Genomic DNA, 21,990 nt, shown 5'->3' on the forward strand with positions numbered 1-21,990 from the left:
TGGTCATGCGTAATGATGCATACTCTTCCTATGTCCAAGGTCCTCACCTCCCTCCCCACCGGCGAGCGCGTCGGTATCGCCTTCTCGGGCGGCCTCGACACTTCGGTCGCGGTCGCGTGGATGCGTGACAAGGGCGCCGTCCCCTGCACGTACACCGCCGACATCGGCCAGTACGACGAGCCCGACATCGCCTCGGTGCCCGACCGCGCGAAGACGTACGGCGCCGAGGTCGCGCGCCTGGTCGACTGCCGTGCGGCGCTGGTCGAGGAGGGGCTGGCCGCGCTCACCTGCGGGGCGTTCCACATCCGCTCGGGCGGGCGCGCGTACTTCAACACCACGCCGCTGGGCCGCGCCGTCACGGGCACCCTCCTCGTGCGGGCGATGCTCGAGGACGACGTCCAGATCTGGGGCGACGGCTCCACGTTCAAGGGCAACGACATCGAGCGGTTCTACCGGTACGGCCTGCTCGCCAACCCGCAGCTCAGGATCTACAAGCCGTGGCTGGACGCGGACTTCGTGACGGAGCTCGGCGGGCGCAAGGAGATGTCGGAGTGGCTGGTCGCCCACGACCTGCCCTACCGGGACTCCACGGAGAAGGCCTACTCCACCGACGCCAACATCTGGGGCGCCACCCACGAGGCCAAGACGCTGGAGCACCTCGACACCGGCGTGGAGACCGTGGAGCCCATCATGGGCGTGCGGTTCTGGGACCCGTCGGTCGAGATCGCGCCCGAGGACGTGACCATCGGCTTCGACCAGGGCCGCCCGGTGACGATCAACGGCAAGGAGTTCGCCTCCGCCGTCGATCTGGTCATGGAGGCCAACGCCGTCGGCGGCCGGCACGGCATGGGCATGTCCGACCAGATCGAGAACCGGATCATCGAGGCCAAGAGCCGCGGCATCTACGAGGCCCCCGGCATGGCCCTCCTGCACGCCGCCTACGAGCGCCTGGTCAACGCCATCCACAACGAGGACACCCTCGCCCAGTACCACACCGAGGGGCGGCGCCTGGGCCGGCTGATGTACGAGGGCCGCTGGCTGGACCCGCAGTCGCTGATGATCCGCGAGTCGCTCCAGCGCTGGGTCGGCTCGGCCGTCACCGGCGAGGTCACCCTCAGGCTGCGGCGCGGCGAGGACTACTCGATCCTCGACACCACGGGTCCGGCCTTCAGCTACCACCCGGACAAGCTGTCCATGGAGCGCACCGAGGACTCCGCGTTCGGCCCGGTGGACCGGATCGGCCAGCTGACCATGCGCAACCTGGACATCGCCGACTCCCGCGCCAAGCTGGAGCAGTACGCCGGGCTCGGCCTCATCGGCACCGCCAACCCCGCCATCGGCGCCGCCCAGGCCGCCGCGACCGGGCTGATCGGCGCCATGCCGGAGGGCGGCGCGCAGGCCATCGCCTCCCGCGGCGAGGTCTCCGCCGACGACGAGCTGCTGGACCGCGCCGCGATGGAGTCCGGCACGGACTGACCCCTCGTCCCCCGTCCGAGGGGACCCCGCACCGGCAAGGGCCGGCCCGACACCTCAGGGTGTCGGGCCGGCCCTTCTGTTTCTCTCCGTCGTGCACGACTTGCGTGCTTTGCAAGCTTCCAGCGACCCACTCTGTTCACTCAAGAGTTCTATTGGCAGTTCAAGTGCTACGCAAGGCTGCCGCAAGCGACGCAAGCGGTTTACGTGCCAACTCCGGCCTCAGTCGCGACCGTTGACAAATACATGACGCGCTAGAAACCTGATGACGCACTTTCCGCAAAGAATCGACTGTCCTGCTCAATTGGCGCGCAGAGTCGGTGCTTCCCCCCAACTGCCGGACCGTCGCGCCCTCCCCGACTCCCCACGGAACAAGAGGACCTCATGAGACGGAGATCTCTCGGCCGACGGACGCTCACGGGCGCCGCCGTCGCCGGGCTGATGACGGTCGGGCTGCTGCCACTGCCCCTCGCCGCCACCGCGCAGGCGGCGCCGGCGACGGCGACGGCCGCCGCCGACGTCAACCTGGCCCTCGGCCGCCCCGCCAGGGCGGGCGGCTCGCACGGCGCCTACCCGGCCGGCAACGCCACCGACGGACAGCAGGCCACCTACTGGGAGGGACCGGCCGGTGCCTTCCCGCAGTGGCTTCAGGTCGACCTCGGCACGGCCCGCGACGTCGACCGGGTGGTGCTCAAGCTGCCCGCCGGCTGGGAGAGCCGGACCCAGACCCTCTCCCTGCGGGGCAGCACCGACGGCTCCACCTTCCGCAGCCTCGACGCCTCGGACGGCCGGGCGTTCGGCCCGGCGCAGGCCGGAACCGTCGCCATCGACCTCGACACCCCCTCCGAGGCCCGCTACGTCCGCGTCGACATCACCGGCAACACCGGCTGGAACGCCGCACAACTGGCCGAGTTGGAGGTGTACGGCGACGACGTCGACACCGGTCCGCCGCCCACCGGCACCAACCTCGCCCGCAACAAGCCGGCCGAGGCCACCTCGACGACCCAGAACTACGTCGCCGCCAACGCCACCGACGACTCCACCTCCACGTACTGGGAGGCGGCCGGCAACCCGGCCGACCTCACCGTCAAGCTCGGCGCCGACGCGGACGTCAGCGGCGTGGTCGTCAAGCTCAACCCGGACCCGGTGTGGTCCGCCCGCACCCAGAGCATCCAGGTGTTCGGACGCGCCCAGGGCGAGAGCGACTTCACCTCGCTGCGCGACCGCGCCGACTACGCCTTCAGCCCGGGCCAGGACAACGCGGTGACCATCCCGGTCAGCGGCCGGGTCTCCGACGTACGGCTCCGGTTCTTCTCCAACACCGGCGCATCCGGCGGCCAGGTCGCCGAGTTCCAGGTCCTCGGCACCGCCGCACCCGCGCCCGACCTCACCGTCACCGGCCTCGACTGGTCGCCCGCCGCGCCCAGCGAGCGCGACGAGGTCACCGTCAACGCCACGGTCCGCAACGCCGGCACCGCCCCCTCGGCCGCGACCACCACCGAGGTCACCGTCGAGGGGCAGGCGGCCGGCAGCGCCGCGGTGCCCGCGCTCGACCCCGGTGAGTCCACCGAGGTCGCCGTCGCCACCGGCACCCACGCGGCCGGCAGCTACGCGGTCGCCGCCGTGGCCGACCCGAAGGACACCGTCGCCGAACTGGACGACACCAACAACAGCCGCTCCGCCGCCGACCGCCTCGTCGTCGACCGGGCACCCGGACCCGACCTCGAGGTGCGCTCCATCACCACCAACCCGGCCAACCCGGCGGTGGGTGCCGAGGTCTCCTTCACCGTCGCCGTGCACAACCGCGGCACCAGTGCCGTGGAGGCGGGCACGGTGACCCGGATCCAGGCCGGCTCCACCACCCTGGACGGCACCACCGGGCAGGTCGCTGCGGGCGCCACGGTGAACGTGCCGGTCAGCGGCGTCTGGAAGGCGACGAGCGGCGGGGTCACCCTGACCGCCACCGCCGACGCCACCGCCCGGGTCGCCGAGACCAACGAGAACAACAACGTGCTCGCCAAGTCCCTCGTCGTCGGGCGCGGCGCCGCCGTGCCGTACACCGAGTACGAGGCGGAGGACGGCCGTTACGACGGCACCCTGCTCAGCACCGACGCCAAGCGGACCTTCGGGCACACCAACTTCGGCACCGAGTCCTCGGGCCGCGAGTCCGTCCGGCTCGACTCCACCGGCGAGTACGTCGAGTTCACCTCCACCACGCCCACCAACTCCATCGTGGTGCGCAACTCCATCCCCGACGCCCCCGGCGGCGGCGGAGCCGAGGCCACCCTCAGCCTCTACGCCGACGGCCGGTTCGTGCAGAAGCTCAACCTGTCGTCCAAGCACAGCTGGCTCTACGGCAGCACCGACGACCCGGAGGGGCTCACGAACCGGCCCGGCGGCGACGCCCGGCGCCTCTTCGACGAGTCCCACGCACTCCTCGACCGGACCTTCCCGCAGGGCACCGAGTTCCGCCTCCAGCGCGACTCCGGCGACTCGGCCGCCTTCTACGTCATCGACCTGATCGACCTGGAGCAGGTCGCGCCCGCCAAGGCCAAGCCCGCCGAGTGCACCTCCATCACCGAGTACGGGGCCGTCCCCGGCGACGGACTCGACGACACCGACGCCATCCAGCGCGCCGTCACCGACGACCAGAACGGCCGGATCGACTGCGTGTGGATCCCCGCCGGGCAGTGGCGCCAGGAACAGAAGATCCTCACCGACGACCCGCAGAACCGCGGCCAGTACAACCAGGTCGGCATCAGCAACGTCACCGTCCGCGGGGCCGGCATGTGGCACTCCCAGCTCTACACCCTCACCCCGCCGCAGGAGGCCGGCGGCATCAACCACCCGCACGAGGGCAACTTCGGCTTCGACATCGACGGCAACACGCAGATCTCCGACCTCGCCATCTTCGGCTCGGGCACCATCCGCGGCGGCGACGGCAACGCGGAGGGCGGCGTCGGGCTCAACGGCCGCTTCGGCAAGGACACCAAGATCAGCAACGTGTGGATCGAGCACGCCAACGTCGGTGTCTGGGTCGGCCGCGACTACTCGAACATCCCCGAGCTGTGGGGCCCCGCCGACGGCCTGGAGTTCACCGGCATGCGCATCCGCGACACCTACGCGGACGGCATCAACTTCTCCAACGGCACCCGCAACTCCACCGTCTACAACTCCTCCTTCCGCACCACCGGCGACGACTCGCTCGCGGTCTGGGCCAACAAGTACGTCAAGGACACGTCCGTGGACGTCGGCCACGACAACCACTTCCGCAACAACACGATCCAGCTGCCGTGGCGGGCCAACGGCATCGCGGTGTACGGCGGTTACGGCAACACCATCGAGAACAACGTCGTCACCGACACGATGAACTACCCCGGCATCATGCTCGCCACCGACCACGACCCGCTGCCCTTCTCCGGGCAGACCCTCATCGCGGGCAACGCCCTGCACCGCACGGGCGGCGCGTTCTGGGGCGAGGCGCAGGAGTTCGGCGCCATCACCCTCTTCGCGCAGGGCCAGGACATCCCGGGCGTGACCATCCGGGACACCGAGATCCTCGACTCGACCTACGACGGCATCCAGTTCAAGACGGGAGGCGGTGCGATGCCGGACGTGAAGATCCAGAACGTCCGCATCGACAAGTCGAACAACGGCTCCGGCATCCTCGCGATGGGCGGCGCCCGCGGCAGCGCGACCCTGACCGACGTCACGATCACCAACTCGGCCAAGGAGGACATAAGGGTCGAACCCGGTTCCCAGTTCAAGATCAACCAGTAGGCGGTCCGGCCGGGACCGGCCGATAGGAGCGGCCGGTCAGCGGGAGACCGCCCGGCGGCGCGGAGCACCACCGCGCCGCCGGGCTTCCGCCGCGCCCGGGAGCCGGCCCGGAGTGCGCTCGACGGGGACGCGGGCGTCGTCCGCCAGGCGTTCGGCGTTGAGTTCGTTCACCGCGCCCAGCGCGTCGCCGATCGTCGCGTAGTCCACCGCGATGAAGTTGACCGGTCTGCCGCGCTGCCGCTCACAGGTGTGCGCCCGCTCCAGCACCCGCTGCCGGGAGTTGACGACCCCGGCGTCGAGCCGCAGCCCGCCGCCCGCCGTGACGAAGTGGTTCAGCAGGAACAGCCGCTTGTCCGAGCCGCCCCGGTTGGGCAGGCAGGACATCTCGTCCGGGCTGCGGAAGGCGAACGGCGTCTCCATGCCGTACCGGTAGAGGTTCCGGTACCAGGGCGCGGGCCCGTCCGCCTTCTCGGCGAAGACGACCAGCCGCCGGCCGCTGTCGATCATGTCCTTGAGCTTCGGCCACGGGCGGTCCGGGTCCCGGTCCGGCTCGTACAGCAGGTCCGAGAGACCGGCCCTGGCGAAGGCGTCCTGGGTGGTCACCGCGTCCACCCCGTCCTGGAGGATCAGCGTGACGATTTCCGTGGGGTTGTCGCGCAGCCACTCGCCGATCTGCCGCAGCGTCGGCTCCAGTTCCAGGGCCCCGGCGCCGCACACCGAGTGACACAGCCACAGGCCCGGGTGGGGCGGGTTGACCTGCTCCAGGATCGTGGTCAGCCGACGGCGCTCGGCGGGGGAGAAGTCCGAGGTGCTCAACCGCTCCGCCACCTCCTCGGGGCGCTCCCAGCGGTGGGTGTCGAGGAGCAGGACCCGCGACCCCGCGCCCAGCTGACCGACGATGTCCGGGTCTTGCAGGGGGCCGATGAACCGGTCCGCCGTCGTCGCCATCGCGTTGTGCGACGCGAGCTGGGCGATCTCGTCGTAACGGGCGTCGCACAGCTCGGCGCTGCCCTGGCAGATCCGCGGGGAGGAACCGCTGATCGCCACCGGCGCCAGCATCGTCCCGACGAGGGCGACGGCGGTGACGGTGAAGGTCAGCGCCGGAACGTGCCGCGGATCGGTGAGGACCGGCACGCTGGGCCGGGTCTGCCAGACCCAGCCGACGGTGATCAGCAGGGCGCCCGCGGCGAGCAGGATCACCGCGACGACGACGGCGGTGGTCAGCAGCCGGTCGAGCGCGGCCGCCTGGACGTCGGCGAGCAGCCCCGACGCCGCCGGCGGCCACGACGTCGGGGTGCCGAACAGCGTGTCGCCCCATGTGAGCCGCAGCAGGAGCACGGTGAACGCCAGGAGCGACGCGGCCGCCGCCGGTACCCAGCCCAGCGGCATCAGCCGGCGCTTGGCGGGCGAGGGCGTCAGGAACCACAGCAGGGTGAGCGCGGCGGCGCACAGCACGGCCGCCGCCGGTTCCACCACGTCCTGGAAGAGCCGGGTCACGTTCCGGGCGCGGTCCAGCGGGGCCAGCGCCTCGGTCCCGGGCTCGACGTCGACGGTCACCACCCAGGTGCCCTGTCTCGCCTCCCGCAGCAGCTCCTCGGCGGCGTCCCGGACCTGGTCGGTCAGCGCGACCGGGGCGATCGCGGCCAGGGCCGAGGCCACGTCGCCCCGGTCCAGCGCCGTCCGCACGGTCGATCGGACGCCCTCGTGCCCCGCGCCGTCCGGGACCAGCCGCATCAACGCGTCCGTGGCGGCGACCGCCTGGCTGTGCGACAGCGGCAGCGTCGGCAGCTCCTCCAGCGGCGCCTCACCGGCCACCACCCGCGCCACCAGCTCGCTCAGATGCTGTACGAAGGCCTGGAAGTCGGGTTCGGACCGCTTCTGGAGCGCGGCGACGGCATCACCGAAGTACGCCTGGCTGAGCCGTTCGACGTTCGCGACGACGGGCTCCAGGTCGACCGTGATCCGCAGCCGGTCGCTGTCGCCCTCCAGGTAGTGGACCATGTCCGCGATCTGGCCCTCGCCCATCGTCCGCAGCGTCTCCGGCGGGATCACCACCTTCAGGTTCGAGGTGATGGTCGACTGCGGGACGGGGAGCCGCTCCAGCAGGTCGCTGGTGAAGGGCGTGCTGCCCGGGTCCACCAGCACCTCGTCGTAGAAGCGCTGGTAGGCGCGCTCGTCCTCCAGCACCTGGCCGTAGAACCCGGGGTCGAGCACCGTACTGCGGACGACGGCCGCCGCGGCCAGCACGGTCAGGCTCAGTACCGCCACGCACCAGACCAGCACCTCGACCCAGGGCGGGCGCCGGACCTGTGCGTTCATGGAACCATTCTCGTATCAGCCGGCCGCCGTGCCGCACGGCGCCCGGACCGGGAGTGCCATCACACGCATGCCCCGGCCCGGCCCCGCCGATACCCGTCAGTCGCCGCTCGGCACTCCCGCCGGTGCCTCGCCGCCCTGAGGATGGACGCAGTGCCACCGGTGCCCGCCGGGTCCCTCCGCCGCCGGGAAGGCGGTGGCGCAGGCGTCGTCCGCCTTCCAGCAGCGGGTGCGGAACGGGCAGCCGGACGGCGGGTGGGTGGCCGAGGGCACCGGGCCGTGCAGCACGATCCGCTCGGGCCGCTCCAGCAGGCTCGGCGTCGCGGACAGCAGCGCCTCGGTGTACGGGTGCCGGGAGGCGCCGGAGACCTCGGCGGCCCCGCCCTCCTCGACCACGCGGCCCAGGTACAGCACCGCGATGCGGTCCGCGAGATACCGCACCGTCTGGACGTCGTGGGAGATGAACACCATGCCGAGGCCGAGCCGGGCGCGCAGGTCCACCAGCAGGTTGAGGATCTGGGCACGCACCGACACGTCCAGGGCGCTGGTGGGCTCGTCGGCGACGATCAGCTCCGGCTCCAGGGCCAGGGCGCGGGCGATGGCCACCCGCTGGCGCTGACCGCCGGACAGCTGACCCGGCAGCGCGTCCAGCGTGTGCCCGGGCAGCCCGACCAGGTCCAGCAGCTCCTCGACGCGTTCCTCGCGCTCGGCCCGGCTGCCGCGGCGGTGCACGTCCAGCGGGTCGCGCAGGATCCGGCGGACCGGCAGCCGCGGGTTGAGCGCGGTCGAGGGGTCCTGGAAGACCACGCCCACGGCGGCGCCGAACCCGGTACGGCGCTCGGCGGCACCCATCGTCCACAGGTCCCGGCCCCGGAAGTACACGTGCCCCTCGGTGGGGCGTTGCAGCCCCGTGACCACGCGGGCCAGGGTGGACTTGCCGCAGCCCGACTCGCCGACCAGGCCGAGGATCTCGCCGCGCCGGACCTCCAGCGAGGTGTCGGTGAGGGCGTGCACGGCGTCCCGGCGCAGGACGCCGCCGCTGCGGGCCCGGTGCCGTACGTGGATGCGGTCGAGCCGGACGAGTGGGTCCACGGTGCTGTCCTCGGTGGTGGTCATCGGGCGCCCTCCAGCGACTTCGCCGACCCGTTCGCGGAGGAAGGCCGGTTCGCCGGCGCCGGGTGGTGGCAGGCGACGTGGTGGTCCAGGCCGGCTTCCCGGTCGGTGGCGGGCGGCACCGCGGTGGCGCACAGGTCGGTGGCGGCGGCGCAGCGGGACGCGAACCGGCAGCCGGGACCGAACGCCCTCGGGGCCGGTACGACGCCGCGGATCTGGTGCAGCCGCTCGGCACCCGACTCCAGCGACACGACCGAGCCCAGCAGCCCCCGGCTGTAGTGGTGCGCCGGGTCGGTCAGCAGCGCGCGGGTGTCACCGGCCTCGGCGACCTGACCGGCGTACATGACCGCGACCCGGTGGGCGAGGTCGCCGACCAGGGCGAGGTCGTGGGAGACCAGGACCATGGCGAAGCCGAGTTCGTCGCGGAGCCGGACCAGCAGCTCGACGACCTGGGCCTGCACGGTGACGTCGAGGGCGGTGGTCGGCTCGTCGGCGATGAGCAGCCGCGGGTCGCGGGACAGCGCCATCGCGATCAGCACGCGCTGGCGCTGCCCGCCGGACAGCTCGTGCGGGTAGCTGCGCAGGGTGCGCTCGGGGGAGAGGCCGACCAGTTCGAGCAGCTCGGCGGGGGTGCGGGTGCCGCCGCGGGAGGTGAGCCACTTGAGCTGGGTGCCGATCAGCACGGACGGGTTCAGGGACGACATGGCGTCCTGGTAGACCATCGCGATCTCCGGGCCCATCAGCGCCCGGCGTTCCTTCGGCGTCAGCTTCAGCAGGTCGCGGCCGCGGTAGCGGATCTCACCCCGGGCCTCGGCGTTGCGGGCCAGCAGGCCCATGACCGCGAGGCTGGTGACGGACTTGCCGCAGCCCGACTCGCCGACCAGACCGAGGGTCTCGCCCTCCCGGACGGTGAAGGAGATGCCGTCCACGACGCGGGTGTCGCCGTAGCGGTCCGGGAAGCGGATGGACAGGTCCCGTACGACGAGCAGGTCGGCCGCGTCCTCGGCGAGCGGCGGCACGGCGGGCTCCATGGCCCCCAGCCGGGCCGCCAGCTCGGCGAGTGCGGCGCTCACCTCGGCCTCCTCGGCCGCCGGCGCGGGTGCGGCGGCGTTGTCGTCCAAGGCGGTGCCGCCGGTGCGGGAGGTGTCCGGGGAGGCGGCGGCGTCCGTCATGCCCTCGGAGAGCACGTTCAGCGCGAGCACCGTCACCAGTACGCACAGGCCGGGGAAGAGGGTCGCCCACCAGCCGCCCGACAGCAGGATCTGCCGGCCGTAGGCCAGTACGCTGCCCCAGCTCGGGTCGGGGTCCTGCACACCGGCGCCGATGAAGGACAGGCTCGCCTCGAAGATGATGGAGTCGGCCACCATGACCGTCGCGAACACCAGCACCGGTGCCGCGCAGTTGATCGCGACGTGCCTCGCCACGATGTAGCGGCGGCGGGCGCCGACGACCCGTTCGGCGGCGACGTAGTCCTCGCCGTACTGCTCCAGCACGCCTGCCCGCACCACGCGGGCCAGTGAGGGCGAGTAGACGAACGCGATGGTGAAGATGATGACCGGGACGCTGGGCCCGAAGACCGCGACGAGCACGGCGGCCAGCGCGATCGGCGGGAAGGACATGACGACGTCGAGCGTGCGCATCACCGACTCGTCGGCGAGCTTGCGCGAGGTGGCCGCCAGTGCGCCCAGGAGGGAACCGAGGACCAGGGCGAGCAGGGTCGCGCCGAGACCGATGACGAGGGAGTAGCGGGCGCCGTGCACGACCCGTGCGAACACGTCGCGGCCGGCCCGGTCGGTGCCGAACCAGTGGTCTGCGCCCGGCGCTCGGGCCGGGATGCCGGTGGCGAGCGGGTCCTGGGTGAGCAGCGGTGCGAAGACCGCGCCGAGCACCACCACGAGGAGGACCCCGAGGGCGATCCGGGAGGGCAGGGGCAGCCGGCGCAGGCGGGTGCCGGGCCGGGCGAGGTGCCCGGCGAGGGAGCGTGGAGCGAACATCACACCGTCCTGATGCGCGGGTTGACGAGCAGGTAGAGCAGGTCGACGACGACGTTGACCACGAGGAAGGCGATCGCGATGGTGAGCACGGTGCCCTGGACCAGTCCCACGTCGCCTCCGTTGACACCCTCGAGGATCAGCTTGCCCATGCCGGGCAGGTCGAAGATCGCCTCGATGACGACGGCGCCGCTGAGCATGTAGCCGATCTTGACGCCGAGTACGGTCAGCGGGGTGACCAGCGCGTTGCGCAGCACCGAGCGGATGATCAGCGACGGCGGCAGGCCGCTGCCCCTGGCGGTGCGCACGTAGTCGCGGTCGAGTTCGGCGACCATCGAGGTGCGGATGAGGCGGGCCAGCGACGAGGCGACCGGCAGGGCGAGGGAGACCGCGGGCAGCGTCATGCTCTTCAGCCAGCCGGCGAAGGAGTCGGCCGGATTGACGTAGCCGCCGGTCGGGAAGAGCGGCGTGTTCAGCGCGAACTGCTGGATGAGCAGCACCCCGATCCAGAACGAGGGCAGGGCGATGCCGGCCATCGACAGCACCCGGAAGACCTGGTCCGGCCAGCGGTCGCGGTAGACCGCGCTGAGGACGCCGAAGACCAGCGCCAGCACGACGGCGAGCGCGAGGCCGAGCAGCGTCAGCTGAAGCGTGAGCGGGAAGGCGGTGGAGATCCGGTCGGTGACGGGCTGGCTGGGTGACATGGTGACGCCGAGGTCCCCGTGCAGCAGGTCGCCCAGGAAGGCGAAGTAGCGCACGGGCAGCGGGTCGTCGAGTCCGTTGGCCTCGGCGAACGCCGCTCGCGCCTCGGGGCTCGCCGACTCGCCCAGCGCGTTGTACGCGGGGTCGGTCGGCGAGAACTGGAGGACCACGAAGACCAGCAGCGCGATGCCGAGGACCATCACCGGCATCATCGCGACGCGGCGCAGCGCGAGCCGGAGGAATGCAACCATCGTGAGGTTCCTAGCGATTGGGGCGGGGCCGCCGCCCGGGTTGGCGCGGCGGGCCGCAGGCGTGGGCGTGCGGGGTCAGCCCCGGCCGACGTCGATGAAGGACAGCCCGGTGGTGGGCAGCGGCTCGAACCCGGTCAACGCTCCCTCCCGCCAGGCGGTGGGCAGCTTGCGGTGCAGGATCGGGTACAGCGCGGCCTCGTCGGCGACCAGGTCGGTCACCTGGCCCCACAGTCGCCTGCGCCCGGCTTCGTCGGCCTCCGCGGCGGCCTTGTCGAGCAGCGACCTGGTCCGCTTGTAGGCCGCGCTGCCCTGCCAGCCGTAACGCTTCTCCGGCCAGAAGCCGTAGTAGAACCAGCGCAGCAGCAGGTCGGCGTCGTTGCCGAAGACGGACGGGTCGCCCGGTGCGGCCAGCGCGTCGAAGTCGCCCTGGTCGATCTTGGCGTACTGGGCGGGGGACTGCTGGATGTCGAGCCGGGCGTCGACGCCGACCGCCGCCCAGCTCTCCTTGATCAGCGGCGCGATGTCCTTGACCCAGCCGTTGTCGGTCAGCATCAGCGTGAAGGAGAGCTTGCCCGCGCCCGCCTCGGCGAGCAGCTTCCTGGCCCTGGCCGGGTCGTGCCCGTAGACGGTGGCGGCCTTGTGGTAGTCCGGGTGCGTGGCCGGTACGTACCCGGTGGCGGCCTCGGCGTTGCCGAGCAGCGCGGTGGAGATGATCTTCTCGGTGTCCAGGGCGTAGTGCAGGGCCTGCCGGACCCGCTTGTCCTTGAAACGCTCGTCGGCGCAGTTGAACATCAGGAAGAGCAGCCCGAAGGACTGGACCGACTCCACCTTGTCCTGGCCGGTGAACCCCTTGACGTCGATGTAGGGCACGTCCTCGATGGCCTGCACGCGGCCCGACTTGAGCGCACTGACCCGGGCGGACGGGTCGGACATCAGCCGCCAGACCATCTTCTTGGCCTTGGCCGGGTGCGGGCCGTTGTACTTGTCGTACGCCTCCATGACGATCTTGTCCTCGCGGACCGCCGAGACGAACTTGTACGGGCCGGTGCCGACGGGCCTGGCGTCGAAGGACTTGGCGTCCGCGCCCGCGATCTTCTTCGGCACGATCCGCACCACGGAGATGCGGGACGGGAAGAGCGCGAAGGCGTACTTCAGCTTGAACTCCACCGTCGACCCGTCGACGGCCGTGACCCGGTCGACGAACGGGACGAACTGCGCCATCAGCGAGGCGTTCGCCTCGTCCAGGACCCGCTCGAAGCTGAACACCACGTCGTCCGCGGTGACCGCCGAGCCGTCGTGGAAGGTCGCGCCCTCGCGCAGGGTGGCCCGGTAGGTGGTCGCGTTGATCTTCTTGGGCAGGTCGGTCGCCAGCGCGGGGCGCGCCACGAGCGTGGCGGGGTCGAGGTCGACCAGTCCCTCGAAGATGTGCATGTTCGCGGCGTACGGGGTCGCGCCCGAGGTGATCATCGGGTCGAAGCCGGTGGACAGCGGGTAGGAAAGCCCGGCCTCGATGCTGTCGCCGCCACTGCCCGGGCCGCCGGTGCCGTCTCCGCTGGAGGCCGGGCCGCCGCAGGCCGTCAGGCCCGTGGTGACCGCGGTCGCCACACCGATGGCACTGGTGTATCTCATGAAGGTGCGGCGATCGACGCCGGCTGCACTGCGCGCGGACAAGGAGTCCTCCAGGCGGGAGATGAGAGTCGAGCAAGAGGAGGAGGCGAGGGTGGTCGGCGCCTCACCGACAGTGCATCAGACGTCTGATGTCTGATGCTTGATAACGTGGGAACGTAGCCGGGCAAGTGAGAGGGGTCAAGAGGTGGCGGTGGGGCAAAGGGCGATTCGGCAGACGGTGCCGGAGCCCAAGACGGCACGACAACCGTTGCGGCAGGAGGTCGTGGACGGCATCAAGGCCTACATCCTGCGCAACGAACTGCGCCCGGGAGATCCCTTGCCGACCGAGCCCGCCCTGTGCGAGGCGCTGGGGGCGAGCCGCTCCAGCGTGCGGGAGGCGATCAGGATCCTCACCGCGCTCGACATCGTCGAGGTGCGGCACGGGCACGGCACCTACGTCGGCAGGCTGAGCCTGTCCGCACTGGTGGAGAGCCTGACCTTCCGCGGCCTGCTCAGCCCCGACGACGACTTCCAGGTGATGAGCGACCTCATCGAGGTCCGCGAGCTGTTCGAGCGGGGCATGGCCGAACGGCTCGTCTCCTCCCTGGACGAGGAGCAGATCGACCGGCTGGAGGCGCACGTCGACGAGATGCGCAGGGCCGGAGCGGGGGAGGGGCACGGGTTCGTCGAGGCGGACCGGGCCTTCCACACCCTGCTGCTCGCCCCGCTCGGCAACGACCTCATCGGCCAGCTCTCCGCGGCCTTCTGGGACGTCTACGTCATCGTCGCGCCGCACCTCGACGTCTTCACCCGGGAACACGAGGCGGCGACCATCAGCAATCACCAGCGCATCGTGGACGCCGTGCGCGACCGTGACCCGGCCGAGTTCGCGGCGGCCCTCGCCGAGCACTACGCGCCGGTGCGCCTGCGTATCGAGGAGGCCCGCGCCCGGCGCTGACCGGCCCGTACGCATGACGAAGGCGCCCCCGCCGGGGGCGCCTTCGTCATGCGCGGCGCCCGCCGGCCCGGCGTGCGGTCCGAGGGATGCGGCACCCGCCTGCCCGGCGTGCGATCCGAGGGATGCGGCACTTGACGGTCGTCGCCGGGGTCTCTAGTGTCCTCGATCAGCAGACATCAGACGTCTGCTGATCGAGGATTCCACTCTCCTCGTCGGGCCCGGTCCGGCCGGTCCCTCCCGTTTCCCGCGCTGCGCCGCGCGCACGCCTCACCCACCGGGGCCCCTCCATGCCGCTGACGGACCTCACCCTCGCCCAGTGCCTGGCACTGCGGCCCGACCTCGACGAGCCCGCCGACCTCGACGCCTTCTGGGAGCGGACCCTCCGCGAGGCGCGGGACGCCGGCGGCGCATCCGGCTTCACGCCGGTGGAGACCGGACTGACCGAGGTGACGACGCATGACGTCACGGTGCCGGGATTCGCCGGTGAGCCCGTCCGGGGCTGGCTGCACCTGCCCGCCCGGACGAGCGGTCCGCTCGGCTGCGTGGTGGAGTTCCTCGGCTACGGGCGCGGGCGCGGTCTGCCGCACGAGCAGGTGCTCTGGGCCAACGCCGGTTACGCGCACCTCGTCATGGACACCCGTGGCCAGGGCTGGTCCACCGCCGGCGGCGACACCCCCGACACCGCCGCCCTGAACGGCACCGTCCCCGGCTTCCTGACCCGCGGCGTCGAAAGCCCCCACGACCACTACTACCGGCGGGTGTTCACCGACGCCGTGCGCTTCGTGGAGGCCGCCCGCGCCCATCCCGCCGTCGACCCGGGCAGGGTCGTCGTCACCGGCGTCAGCCAGGGCGGCGGCATCGCCCTCGCGGTGGCCGGACTCCTGCCGGGGCTGGCCGGGGTGATGCCCGACGTCCCCTTCCTGTGCGACATCCGGCGCGGCGCGACGATCGCGACCCGGCCGCCCTACACCGAGGTCGCCGAGTACCTCCGCCTGCACCGCGACCGCACCGAGGCCGTCTTCACCACCCTCTCCTACGTCGACGCCGCGCTGCTGGCCGCCCGCGCCACGGCCCCGTCGCTCTTCTCCATCGCGATGATGGACGACGTCTGCCCGCCCTCCACGAGCTTCGCGGCCTACCACCGCTACGGCGGCCCCAAGGACCTGCGCGTCTACGAGTTCAACGGCCACGAGGGCGGCGGCGGCGACCACCGCCGCGCCCAACTCGGCTGGGTGCGCGAGCTGTTCTCCGCGCCCCGCCCCGATGCGGCCCCCACCGCTCGCTCCGCCCTGCACGATGCCCCACTCGCCTGACCCCTCACCCGAGAAGAGGCCCGTTCATGCAGCGAAGAGTCACCCTGGCCGTCGGCACCGCCGCCCTGGCCGTCCTGGGCACCACCGTCCCCGCCGCCCACGGCGCCGACTCCCCCCACCGGGCCGCCGCGGCCGCCGGAACCCTCACCTCGCAGGACCTCGCCACCGCGGGCACCGGCTCCCCCTACTACCGCATCCCCGCGCTGACCCGGACCACCGAGGGGACGCTGCTCGCCGCCTACGACGCCCGCCCCACCCTCGGCGACCTGCCCGGCAACATCGGCGTCGTCCTCAGGCGCAGCACCGACGGCGGCGCCACCTGGCAGGCCCAGCAGGTGGTCCGCAAGGATGCCGCGCCCAAGGGCTACGGCGACCCCAGCCTTCTCGTCGACCGCGAGACCGGCCGCGTCTTCGTCTTCTACGCGGCCTCCGTGAACCAGGGCTTCTTCGGCTCCGCCACCGGCAACGACGAGAGCGACCCGGACGTCCTCCAGGCCGACTACAGCTACTCCGACGACGACGGCCTCACCTGGAAGCACGAGCGGATCACCGCCGACATCAAGGACCCCTCCTGGGCCGGCCTGTTCGCCGCCTCCGGCGAGGGCATCCAACTGCGCCACGGCCCCCACGGGGGCCGGCTGATCCAGCAGTACGCCATCCGCAAGGACGGTGCCAACTACGCGGTGAGCGCCTACAGCGACGACCACGGCGCCACCTGGAGGACGGGCACCCCCGTCGGCCCCGGCGGCGACGAGAACAAGACCGTCGAGCTGTCCGACGGCCGCGTCATGCTCAACAACCGTTCCAAGCCGTACCGCACGGTCGCCCACTCCACCGACGGCGGTGTGACCTACAGCCCCTTCCAGCCGGACACCGAGCTGCCGGACCCGGCCAACAACGGCTCCGTCACCCGCTTCGCGCCGAACGTGGACGCCTCGCACCCGAGGGCCTCGTGGCTGATGTTCAGCAACACCGCGACGACCGACAGCCGCAGCAACCTCACTGTCCGCCTCTCCTGCGACAACGGGCAGACCTGGCCGGTGCGCAGGACCGTCGAGTCCGGCGCCGCCGCCTACTCGACGCTCACCCCGCTCGGCGACGGCACGGGACCCAACCCGCGCATGGGCCTGCTGTGGGAGCGGGGCAACGTCGACCACATCACCTACTCCTCCTTCGACCTCCAGTGGCTCGGCGGAGTGTGCGCGCCGGTCACCGTCACCTCGCCGGCCTCCCTGCCCGCGGGGCGGACCACCACCGTCACCGTCCGCGTCGTCAGCCAGAACGACGTGGCCCTGCCTGCCGGCACGGTCTCGCTCGACCTGCCGGACGGCTGGAGCGCACCGGAGGCCACCGTGCCCGCGCTCGACCCCGGTCAGGGCGCGAACACGAAGATCCCCGTCACGGTCCCCGCGCACGCCACCGCGGGCGACGTGCGGGCCACCGCGACCTACGAGGTCCGCGGCCGCCAGCACTCCTACGGCGACAAGACGTTCACCGTCACCCAGCCGTAGCCGTAGCCGTAGCCGTAGCCGGCCGCGGGCCGCCGGGCGCCGGGACCCCGACGCCCGGCGCGCGGCGGCCCGTTCCACCCGTTCCACCCGTACCACCACCCGCACAGCCCAGGAGAAACACCATGTCCTCGTCCCAGCCCCTGAGCGGCGTCGTGCCGCCCGTCTGCACTCCTCTGGACGCGTCGGGTCAAGTCGACACCGCCTCGCTCGCCCGGCTCGTCGAGCACCTCGTCGGCGGGGGAGTGCACGGGCTGTTCGCCCTGGGCTCCAGCAGCGAGGCCGCCTTCCTCACCGACCGGCAGCGGGCCCTCGTCCTGGACACGGTCGTCGAGGCGGCCGCCGGCCGTGTCCCCGTCCTCGCCGGTGTCATCGACATGACCACCCCCCGGGTCCTCGTCCACGCCGAGACCGCCCGCGCGGCCGGCGCCGACGCCCTGGTCGCCACCGCCCCGTTCTACGCCCGCACCCACCCGCGCGAGATCGCCGCCCACTTCCGGGCGGTCCGCTCGGCCGTCGACCTGCCCCTGTACGCCTACGACCTCCCCGTCTCCGTGCACAGCAAGCTCTCCGCCGCCCTGGTGCGCGAACTCGCCGAGGACGGCACGCTCGCCGGGCTCAAGGACAGCAGCGGCGACGAGGGCGGCCTGCGCAGACTCGTCGTCGAACTCGGCGGACGCCACGGCCGCGCCGACGGCCCCGCCCCCTCCTTCAGCATCCTCACCGGCTCCGAACTGACCGTGGACGCCGCCCTGCTGGCCGGTGCCGACGGAGTGGTGCCGGGACTGGGCAACGTGGACCCGGCCGGATACGTCCGCCTCTACGACGCCGTGCGCGGCGGCGACCTGGACCGCGCCGTCAAGGAACAGGAGCGGCTGGTCGAGCTGTTCGGCCTGGTCGACGCGGGCCCGGAGAGCGAGATGGGCCGCAACTCCTCGGCCATCGGCGCCTTCAAGCACGCGCTGCGGCTGCTCGGGGTGTTCACCCGCGGCACCACCGCCGCCCCGCAGATCCAGCTGGGCGAGGACTCCGTCGCCCACGTCGAGCGGCACCTGCGCGGCGCCGGCCTGCTGCCGGTCCGATGACCGCGCGGCACTCCGGCACCCCGGTGATCGGCCTCGACCTGGGCGGTACGAAGATCGCCGCCGCCCTGGTCGCGCCCGACGGAACGGTGCTGGCCCGGCACACCGTGCCCACCCCGGCGACGGAGGGTGCCGAGGCGGTGCTGGACGCCCTGGCGGTCGCCGCCCGTGCGGTACGGGTCCACGGCACCACCGCGATCGGCGTCGCCGCGGCCGGCGTGATCGACCCCGTCACCGGGACCGTCACCAGCGCCACCGACACCCTCAGCGGCTGGGCCGGCACCGCCCTCGCCGCCGGTCTCGCCACCCGTACCGGCCTCCCCGTGGCCTGCGACAACGACGTACGCGCCGCCGCCACCACGGAACTGGACGGCCCGGACGACGACGCTACCCTCCTCTACGCCGCCGTCGGCACCGGAGTGGGCGGCGCCGTCGCCGCGGCGGGACGCATGCTGCACGGCGCCGCCGGAATCGCCGGGCACCTCGGGCACCTGCCCAGCCCCGAGGCCGACGGACTGCCCTGCACCTGCGGGGCCACCGGTCACCTGGAGGCCGTCGCGGCCGGCCCCGCCATCACCGCCCACAGCGTCCGGCTCGGCGGCCGGCCGGCGGACCGCCTCCAGACCGTCGCCGAACGCGCCGCCCGGGGAGACCCGCACGCCGCGGCGGCCATCACGCTCGGCGCCCGCGCCACCGGCCGGGCCCTCGGCGGCCTCGCCAACGCCCTCGGCCCGCACCGCGTCGTCGTCGCGGGCGGCGTGCCCCGCATCGGCGCCCTCTACTGGGACGCCCTGTGCGCGGCCTTCGCCGCCGAACTCATGCCCCCGCTGCGCGGACTGCGCCCGCGGCCACCGCGCGGCGGCGCCGACGCCGCGGTCCTCGGGGCGGCCGCGCTGCCCCGCACCCTGCCCCTGCACCACCCGCACACCACCGGAGCACCGTCATGACCCCGACCCCGACCCCGACCCCGACCCCGAGTTCGACCCCGACCCTGTCCGAGCCCGTGTCCCTGGCCGACCGGCTGAAGGGCCGCCTGATCGTGTCCTGCCAGGCACCTCCCGGCGACCCGATGCGCCACACCGACACCCTGGTCCGCATGACCCTGGCGGCGCGCTCCGGCGGCGCGGCGGCCGTGCGGGTCAACGATCCGGAGGTCGTCGCGGCCACCGTCGCGGCCGTCGACCTGCCGGTGATCGGCCTGTGGAAGGACGGCGACAGCGGCGTCTTCATCACTCCCACCGTGCGCCACGCGCTGGCCCTGGTGGAGGCCGGGGCCGCCGTCGTGGCCGCCGACGCCACCGCGCGACCGCGGCCCGACGGCAGCACCTTCGCCGAACTCGTCGAGGCCGTGCACGCGGCGGGAGCCCAGGTGATGGCCGACGTGTCGACCCTGGGGGAGGGCCGCGCGGCCGCAGCACAGGGCGCCGACCTCATCGGCACCACCCTGTCCGGCTACGTGCCGGGCTCCCCGGTGCAGAGCGCCCCCGACCTGGCGCTCGTGACCGACCTCGCCGGCGCGCTCGACACCCCGGTGATCGCCGAGGGCCGCATCGCGACCCCCGAGCAGGCCGCCCGGGCCCTCGCGGCGGGGGCGCACGGCGTCGTCGTCGGCACCGCCATCACGGCACCGACCGCGCTGACCCGGCTCTTCGCGGACGCCCTGGCCCCCGGACCGGACCGGACCCGACCGGGGACCTGACCCGACCGGGACCTGCCCGGATGGACCGGGTGGAACGGATGGACCGGGTGGAACGGATGGACCGGGTGGAACGGATGGACCGGGTGGAACGGATGGACCGGGTGGACCGGATCAGACCGCCGGAGCCGGGTACGTCGGGTACTCCACGCCGGAGACGTGCTGCACGACGCGGACGACCTGGCAGGAGTAGCCGAACTCGTTGTCGTACCAGAGGTAGAGGATCGCGTTGTCGCCCTCGACCTTCAGCGCGCCGGCGTCCACGATCGAGGCGTGGCGCGAGCCGATGAAGTCGCTGGAGACGGCGTCGGGGGCGCCGATGAAGTCGATCTGGCGCTTGAGCGGCGAGGTCAGCGACACCTCGCGCAGGTACTCCAGGACCTCTTCCCGGCTCGCCTCCCGGGCCAGCTGGAGGTTGAGGATCGCGATCGACACGTCCGGCACGGGCACCCGGATCGAGCTGCCGGTGATCCGCGCCTTCAGGTCGGGCAGCGCCTTGGCGACGGCGGAGGCGGCGCCGGTCTCCGTGATGACCATGTTCAGCGGCGCGCTGCGGCCGCGGCGTTCCGACTTGTGGTAATTGTCCAGCAGGTTCTGGTCGTTGGTGAAGGAGTGCACCGTCTCCACGTGACCGCGCAGCACGCCGTACTCGTCCTCCATCGCCTTCAGCGGCGGGACGATCGCGTTGGTGGTGCAGGACGCGCAGGACAGGATCCGCTCGTCCGGCTTGACGGTGTCGTGGTTGACGCCGTGGACGATGTTCGGGACGTCGCCCTTGCCCGGCGCGGTCAGCACCACCTTGTCGATGCCCGGACGCAGGTGCTTCGACAGCCCCTCGCGGTCGCGCCACTTGCCGGTGTTGTCGATGAGGATGGCGTCCTTGATGCCGTACGCCGTGTAGTCGACCTGCGCCGGGTCGTCCGCGTAGATCACCTTGATCGCGTTGCCGTTGGCGAGGATCGTGCTGTTCTCCTCGTCGACGGTGATCGTGCCCTGGAACTGGCCGTGCACGGAGTCGCGGCGCAGCAGCGAGGCACGCTTGACGATGTCCTCGGCGGCCCGCTCCCCGCCGCCGCGGACGACGATGGCCCGCAGCCTGAGCCCGTTGCCGGAGCCGGCCTTCTCGATGAGGAGGCGGGCGACGAGCCGGCCGATGCGGCCGAAGCCGTACAGGACGACGTCGCGCCCCTCACGCCGGTCGATCTTGTTGGCGCCGGTGGCCCCGGCGACGGCCTCGGCGGTGAACTCCTCGACCGACAGACCCCGGTCGTCGCTCCGGTAGGTCGCGGCGAGCATGCCGAGGTCGATCTGCGAGGGCCCGAGGTCGAGGGTGGTGAGCGCGCGCAGGAAGGGCATCGTCTCGGTGACCGAGAGCTCCGCCCCGGCGATCTGGCGGGCGAAGCGGTGGGTCTTGAGGATGCTGACCACCGACTTGTTCACCAGGGAACGGCTGTGCAGCAGGATCGTGACGTCCTGCTCCCGGTGCAGCCTCCCGATCATCGGGATCATCGATTCCGCGGTCTCTTCGCGGTGCTTCCAGTTGGTGAACGAGTCGTCGTTGGCAGTCACGTCTCTATCTTTCGAGCTAGGCGGCGCTCATATGCTAACCCCACCGCGTTGCTGATCGATCAAGTGGGCCCCGGGCTGATCAGATGAGTACGGAATCGGGTGGGCGTCTCGAACAGGGTTGCGCCGTGGGCGACCGGGTACGCGAGGCTGGACCCGTGTCCGCGCCGATCATCCGCGCGGGCCGCAACACCGCCGCTACCAGGGAATCTGCCATGGAGACACCCGCGAACGACCACCCCGTGACGCCCGCCCAGCGGGCGCTGGACACGCTCGCCGAGTCCACCGAGACCGCCGACAACACGGCGGCGCTCGACACCCTCGCGAGCAGCGACGTCCTCGTGCCGGTGCCCGACGACGCGAACGACCAGGACGCCGCCGACCCCGGCATGCTGGCGCTGCCGGTACTGGAGCAGCAGGGCGGCAGCCAGGTGGTGCCCGTGTTCACCTCGGAGCTGGAGATGGCCGACCTGCTGCCGTACGTCTCCCGTTACCGCATGGTGCCGCTGGGCGCCCTCGCCGCGCAGTGGCCGGCCGACGACCTGTCGCTGTCCATCGACGCCGGCTCGGAGCACCGCCTCACCCTCACGTCGGACGGCGTGCGCACCCTGCTCGCCCGCCCCTAGGAGCGAG

At 72.3% G+C, this 21,990-nt stretch carries 15 protein-coding genes; 9 read left to right on the plus strand and 6 right to left on the minus strand.

Annotated elements, in window-relative coordinates; genetic code table 11:
- The first annotated feature begins 30 nt into the window (after positions 1–30).
- On the plus strand, positions 31–1,476 hold the full coding sequence (gene argG / locus B9W62_RS35295; RefSeq protein WP_003972108.1) for an argininosuccinate synthase: 1,446 nt from the start codon (positions 31–33) through the stop codon (positions 1,474–1,476).
- Positions 1,477–1,857: 381 nt separating this feature from the next.
- Complete coding sequence (locus B9W62_RS35300) at positions 1,858–5,253, plus strand: CARDB domain-containing protein (protein WP_087810985.1); 3,396 nt, start codon at positions 1,858–1,860, stop codon at positions 5,251–5,253.
- Between the two features lie 36 nt (positions 5,254–5,289).
- Here the strand turns inward: B9W62_RS35300 and B9W62_RS35305 are convergent, their stop codons facing one another.
- From B9W62_RS35305 to B9W62_RS35325, 5 genes are all read right to left on the minus strand, one after another.
- The gene (locus B9W62_RS35305) at positions 5,290–7,572 is read right to left on the minus strand and encodes a PI-PLC domain-containing protein (RefSeq protein ID WP_087810986.1); all 2,283 of its coding nucleotides are present in this window, start codon (positions 7,570–7,572) and stop codon (positions 5,290–5,292) included.
- 96 nt (positions 7,573–7,668) lie between these two features.
- Positions 7,669–8,685, minus strand: a complete 1,017-nt coding sequence (locus B9W62_RS35310) for an oligopeptide/dipeptide ABC transporter ATP-binding protein (RefSeq protein WP_087810987.1) — start codon at positions 8,683–8,685, stop codon at positions 7,669–7,671.
- Positions 8,682–10,676, minus strand: coding sequence for a dipeptide/oligopeptide/nickel ABC transporter permease/ATP-binding protein (locus tag B9W62_RS35315; RefSeq protein WP_087810988.1), 1,995 nt, complete (start codon positions 10,674–10,676; stop codon positions 8,682–8,684). The genes B9W62_RS35310 and B9W62_RS35315 overlap by 4 nt, the downstream gene beginning before the upstream one ends.
- Entirely contained in the window at positions 10,676–11,626 is a 951-nt protein-coding gene (locus B9W62_RS35320) for an ABC transporter permease (RefSeq protein WP_087810989.1), read from the minus strand. The genes B9W62_RS35315 and B9W62_RS35320 overlap by 1 nt, the downstream gene beginning before the upstream one ends.
- Before the next feature lie 75 nt (positions 11,627–11,701).
- Entirely contained in the window at positions 11,702–13,255 is a 1,554-nt protein-coding gene (locus B9W62_RS35325) for an ABC transporter substrate-binding protein (RefSeq protein ID WP_087812237.1), read from the minus strand.
- Between the two features lie 184 nt (positions 13,256–13,439).
- Between B9W62_RS35325 and B9W62_RS35330 the strand changes: the two genes are divergently transcribed.
- The 6 genes from B9W62_RS35330 (at position 13,440) to B9W62_RS35355 (ending at position 19,794) form a co-directional block, all read left to right on the plus strand.
- Entirely contained in the window at positions 13,440–14,192 is a 753-nt protein-coding gene (locus tag B9W62_RS35330; protein ID WP_087810990.1) for a FadR/GntR family transcriptional regulator, read from the plus strand.
- Between the two features lie 287 nt (positions 14,193–14,479).
- A complete protein-coding gene (locus tag B9W62_RS35335; RefSeq protein ID WP_087810991.1) occupies positions 14,480–15,505 on the plus strand; it encodes an acetylxylan esterase in 1,026 nt (341 codons plus the stop codon).
- A 26-nt stretch (positions 15,506–15,531) separates the two neighbouring features.
- Complete coding sequence (locus tag B9W62_RS35340) at positions 15,532–17,016, plus strand: exo-alpha-sialidase (RefSeq protein WP_087810992.1); 1,485 nt, start codon at positions 15,532–15,534, stop codon at positions 17,014–17,016.
- A 122-nt stretch (positions 17,017–17,138) separates the two neighbouring features.
- Entirely contained in the window at positions 17,139–18,098 is a 960-nt protein-coding gene (locus B9W62_RS35345) for a dihydrodipicolinate synthase family protein (RefSeq protein ID WP_087810993.1), read from the plus strand.
- Positions 18,095–19,042, plus strand: a complete 948-nt coding sequence (locus B9W62_RS35350) for an ROK family protein (RefSeq protein ID WP_087810994.1) — start codon at positions 18,095–18,097, stop codon at positions 19,040–19,042. The genes B9W62_RS35345 and B9W62_RS35350 overlap by 4 nt, the downstream gene beginning before the upstream one ends.
- Positions 19,039–19,794 (plus strand): N-acetylmannosamine-6-phosphate 2-epimerase, encoded by a 756-nt coding sequence (locus B9W62_RS35355; protein WP_373433722.1) that lies wholly within the window; start codon positions 19,039–19,041, stop codon positions 19,792–19,794. The genes B9W62_RS35350 and B9W62_RS35355 overlap by 4 nt, the downstream gene beginning before the upstream one ends.
- Before the next feature lie 111 nt (positions 19,795–19,905).
- Here the strand turns inward: B9W62_RS35355 and B9W62_RS35360 are convergent, their stop codons facing one another.
- Positions 19,906–21,360 (minus strand): glyceraldehyde-3-phosphate dehydrogenase, encoded by a 1,455-nt coding sequence (locus B9W62_RS35360; protein ID WP_087810995.1) that lies wholly within the window; start codon positions 21,358–21,360, stop codon positions 19,906–19,908.
- Between the two features lie 212 nt (positions 21,361–21,572).
- Between B9W62_RS35360 and B9W62_RS35365 the strand changes: the two genes are divergently transcribed.
- Positions 21,573–21,983 (plus strand): SseB family protein, encoded by a 411-nt coding sequence (locus B9W62_RS35365; protein WP_087810996.1) that lies wholly within the window; start codon positions 21,573–21,575, stop codon positions 21,981–21,983.
- Positions 21,984–21,990: the final 7 nt, after the last annotated feature.

Source organism: Streptomyces sp. CS113 (assembly GCF_002188365.1).
In the GTDB taxonomy this organism is placed as follows: domain Bacteria; phylum Actinomycetota; class Actinomycetes; order Streptomycetales; family Streptomycetaceae; genus Streptomyces; species Streptomyces tendae.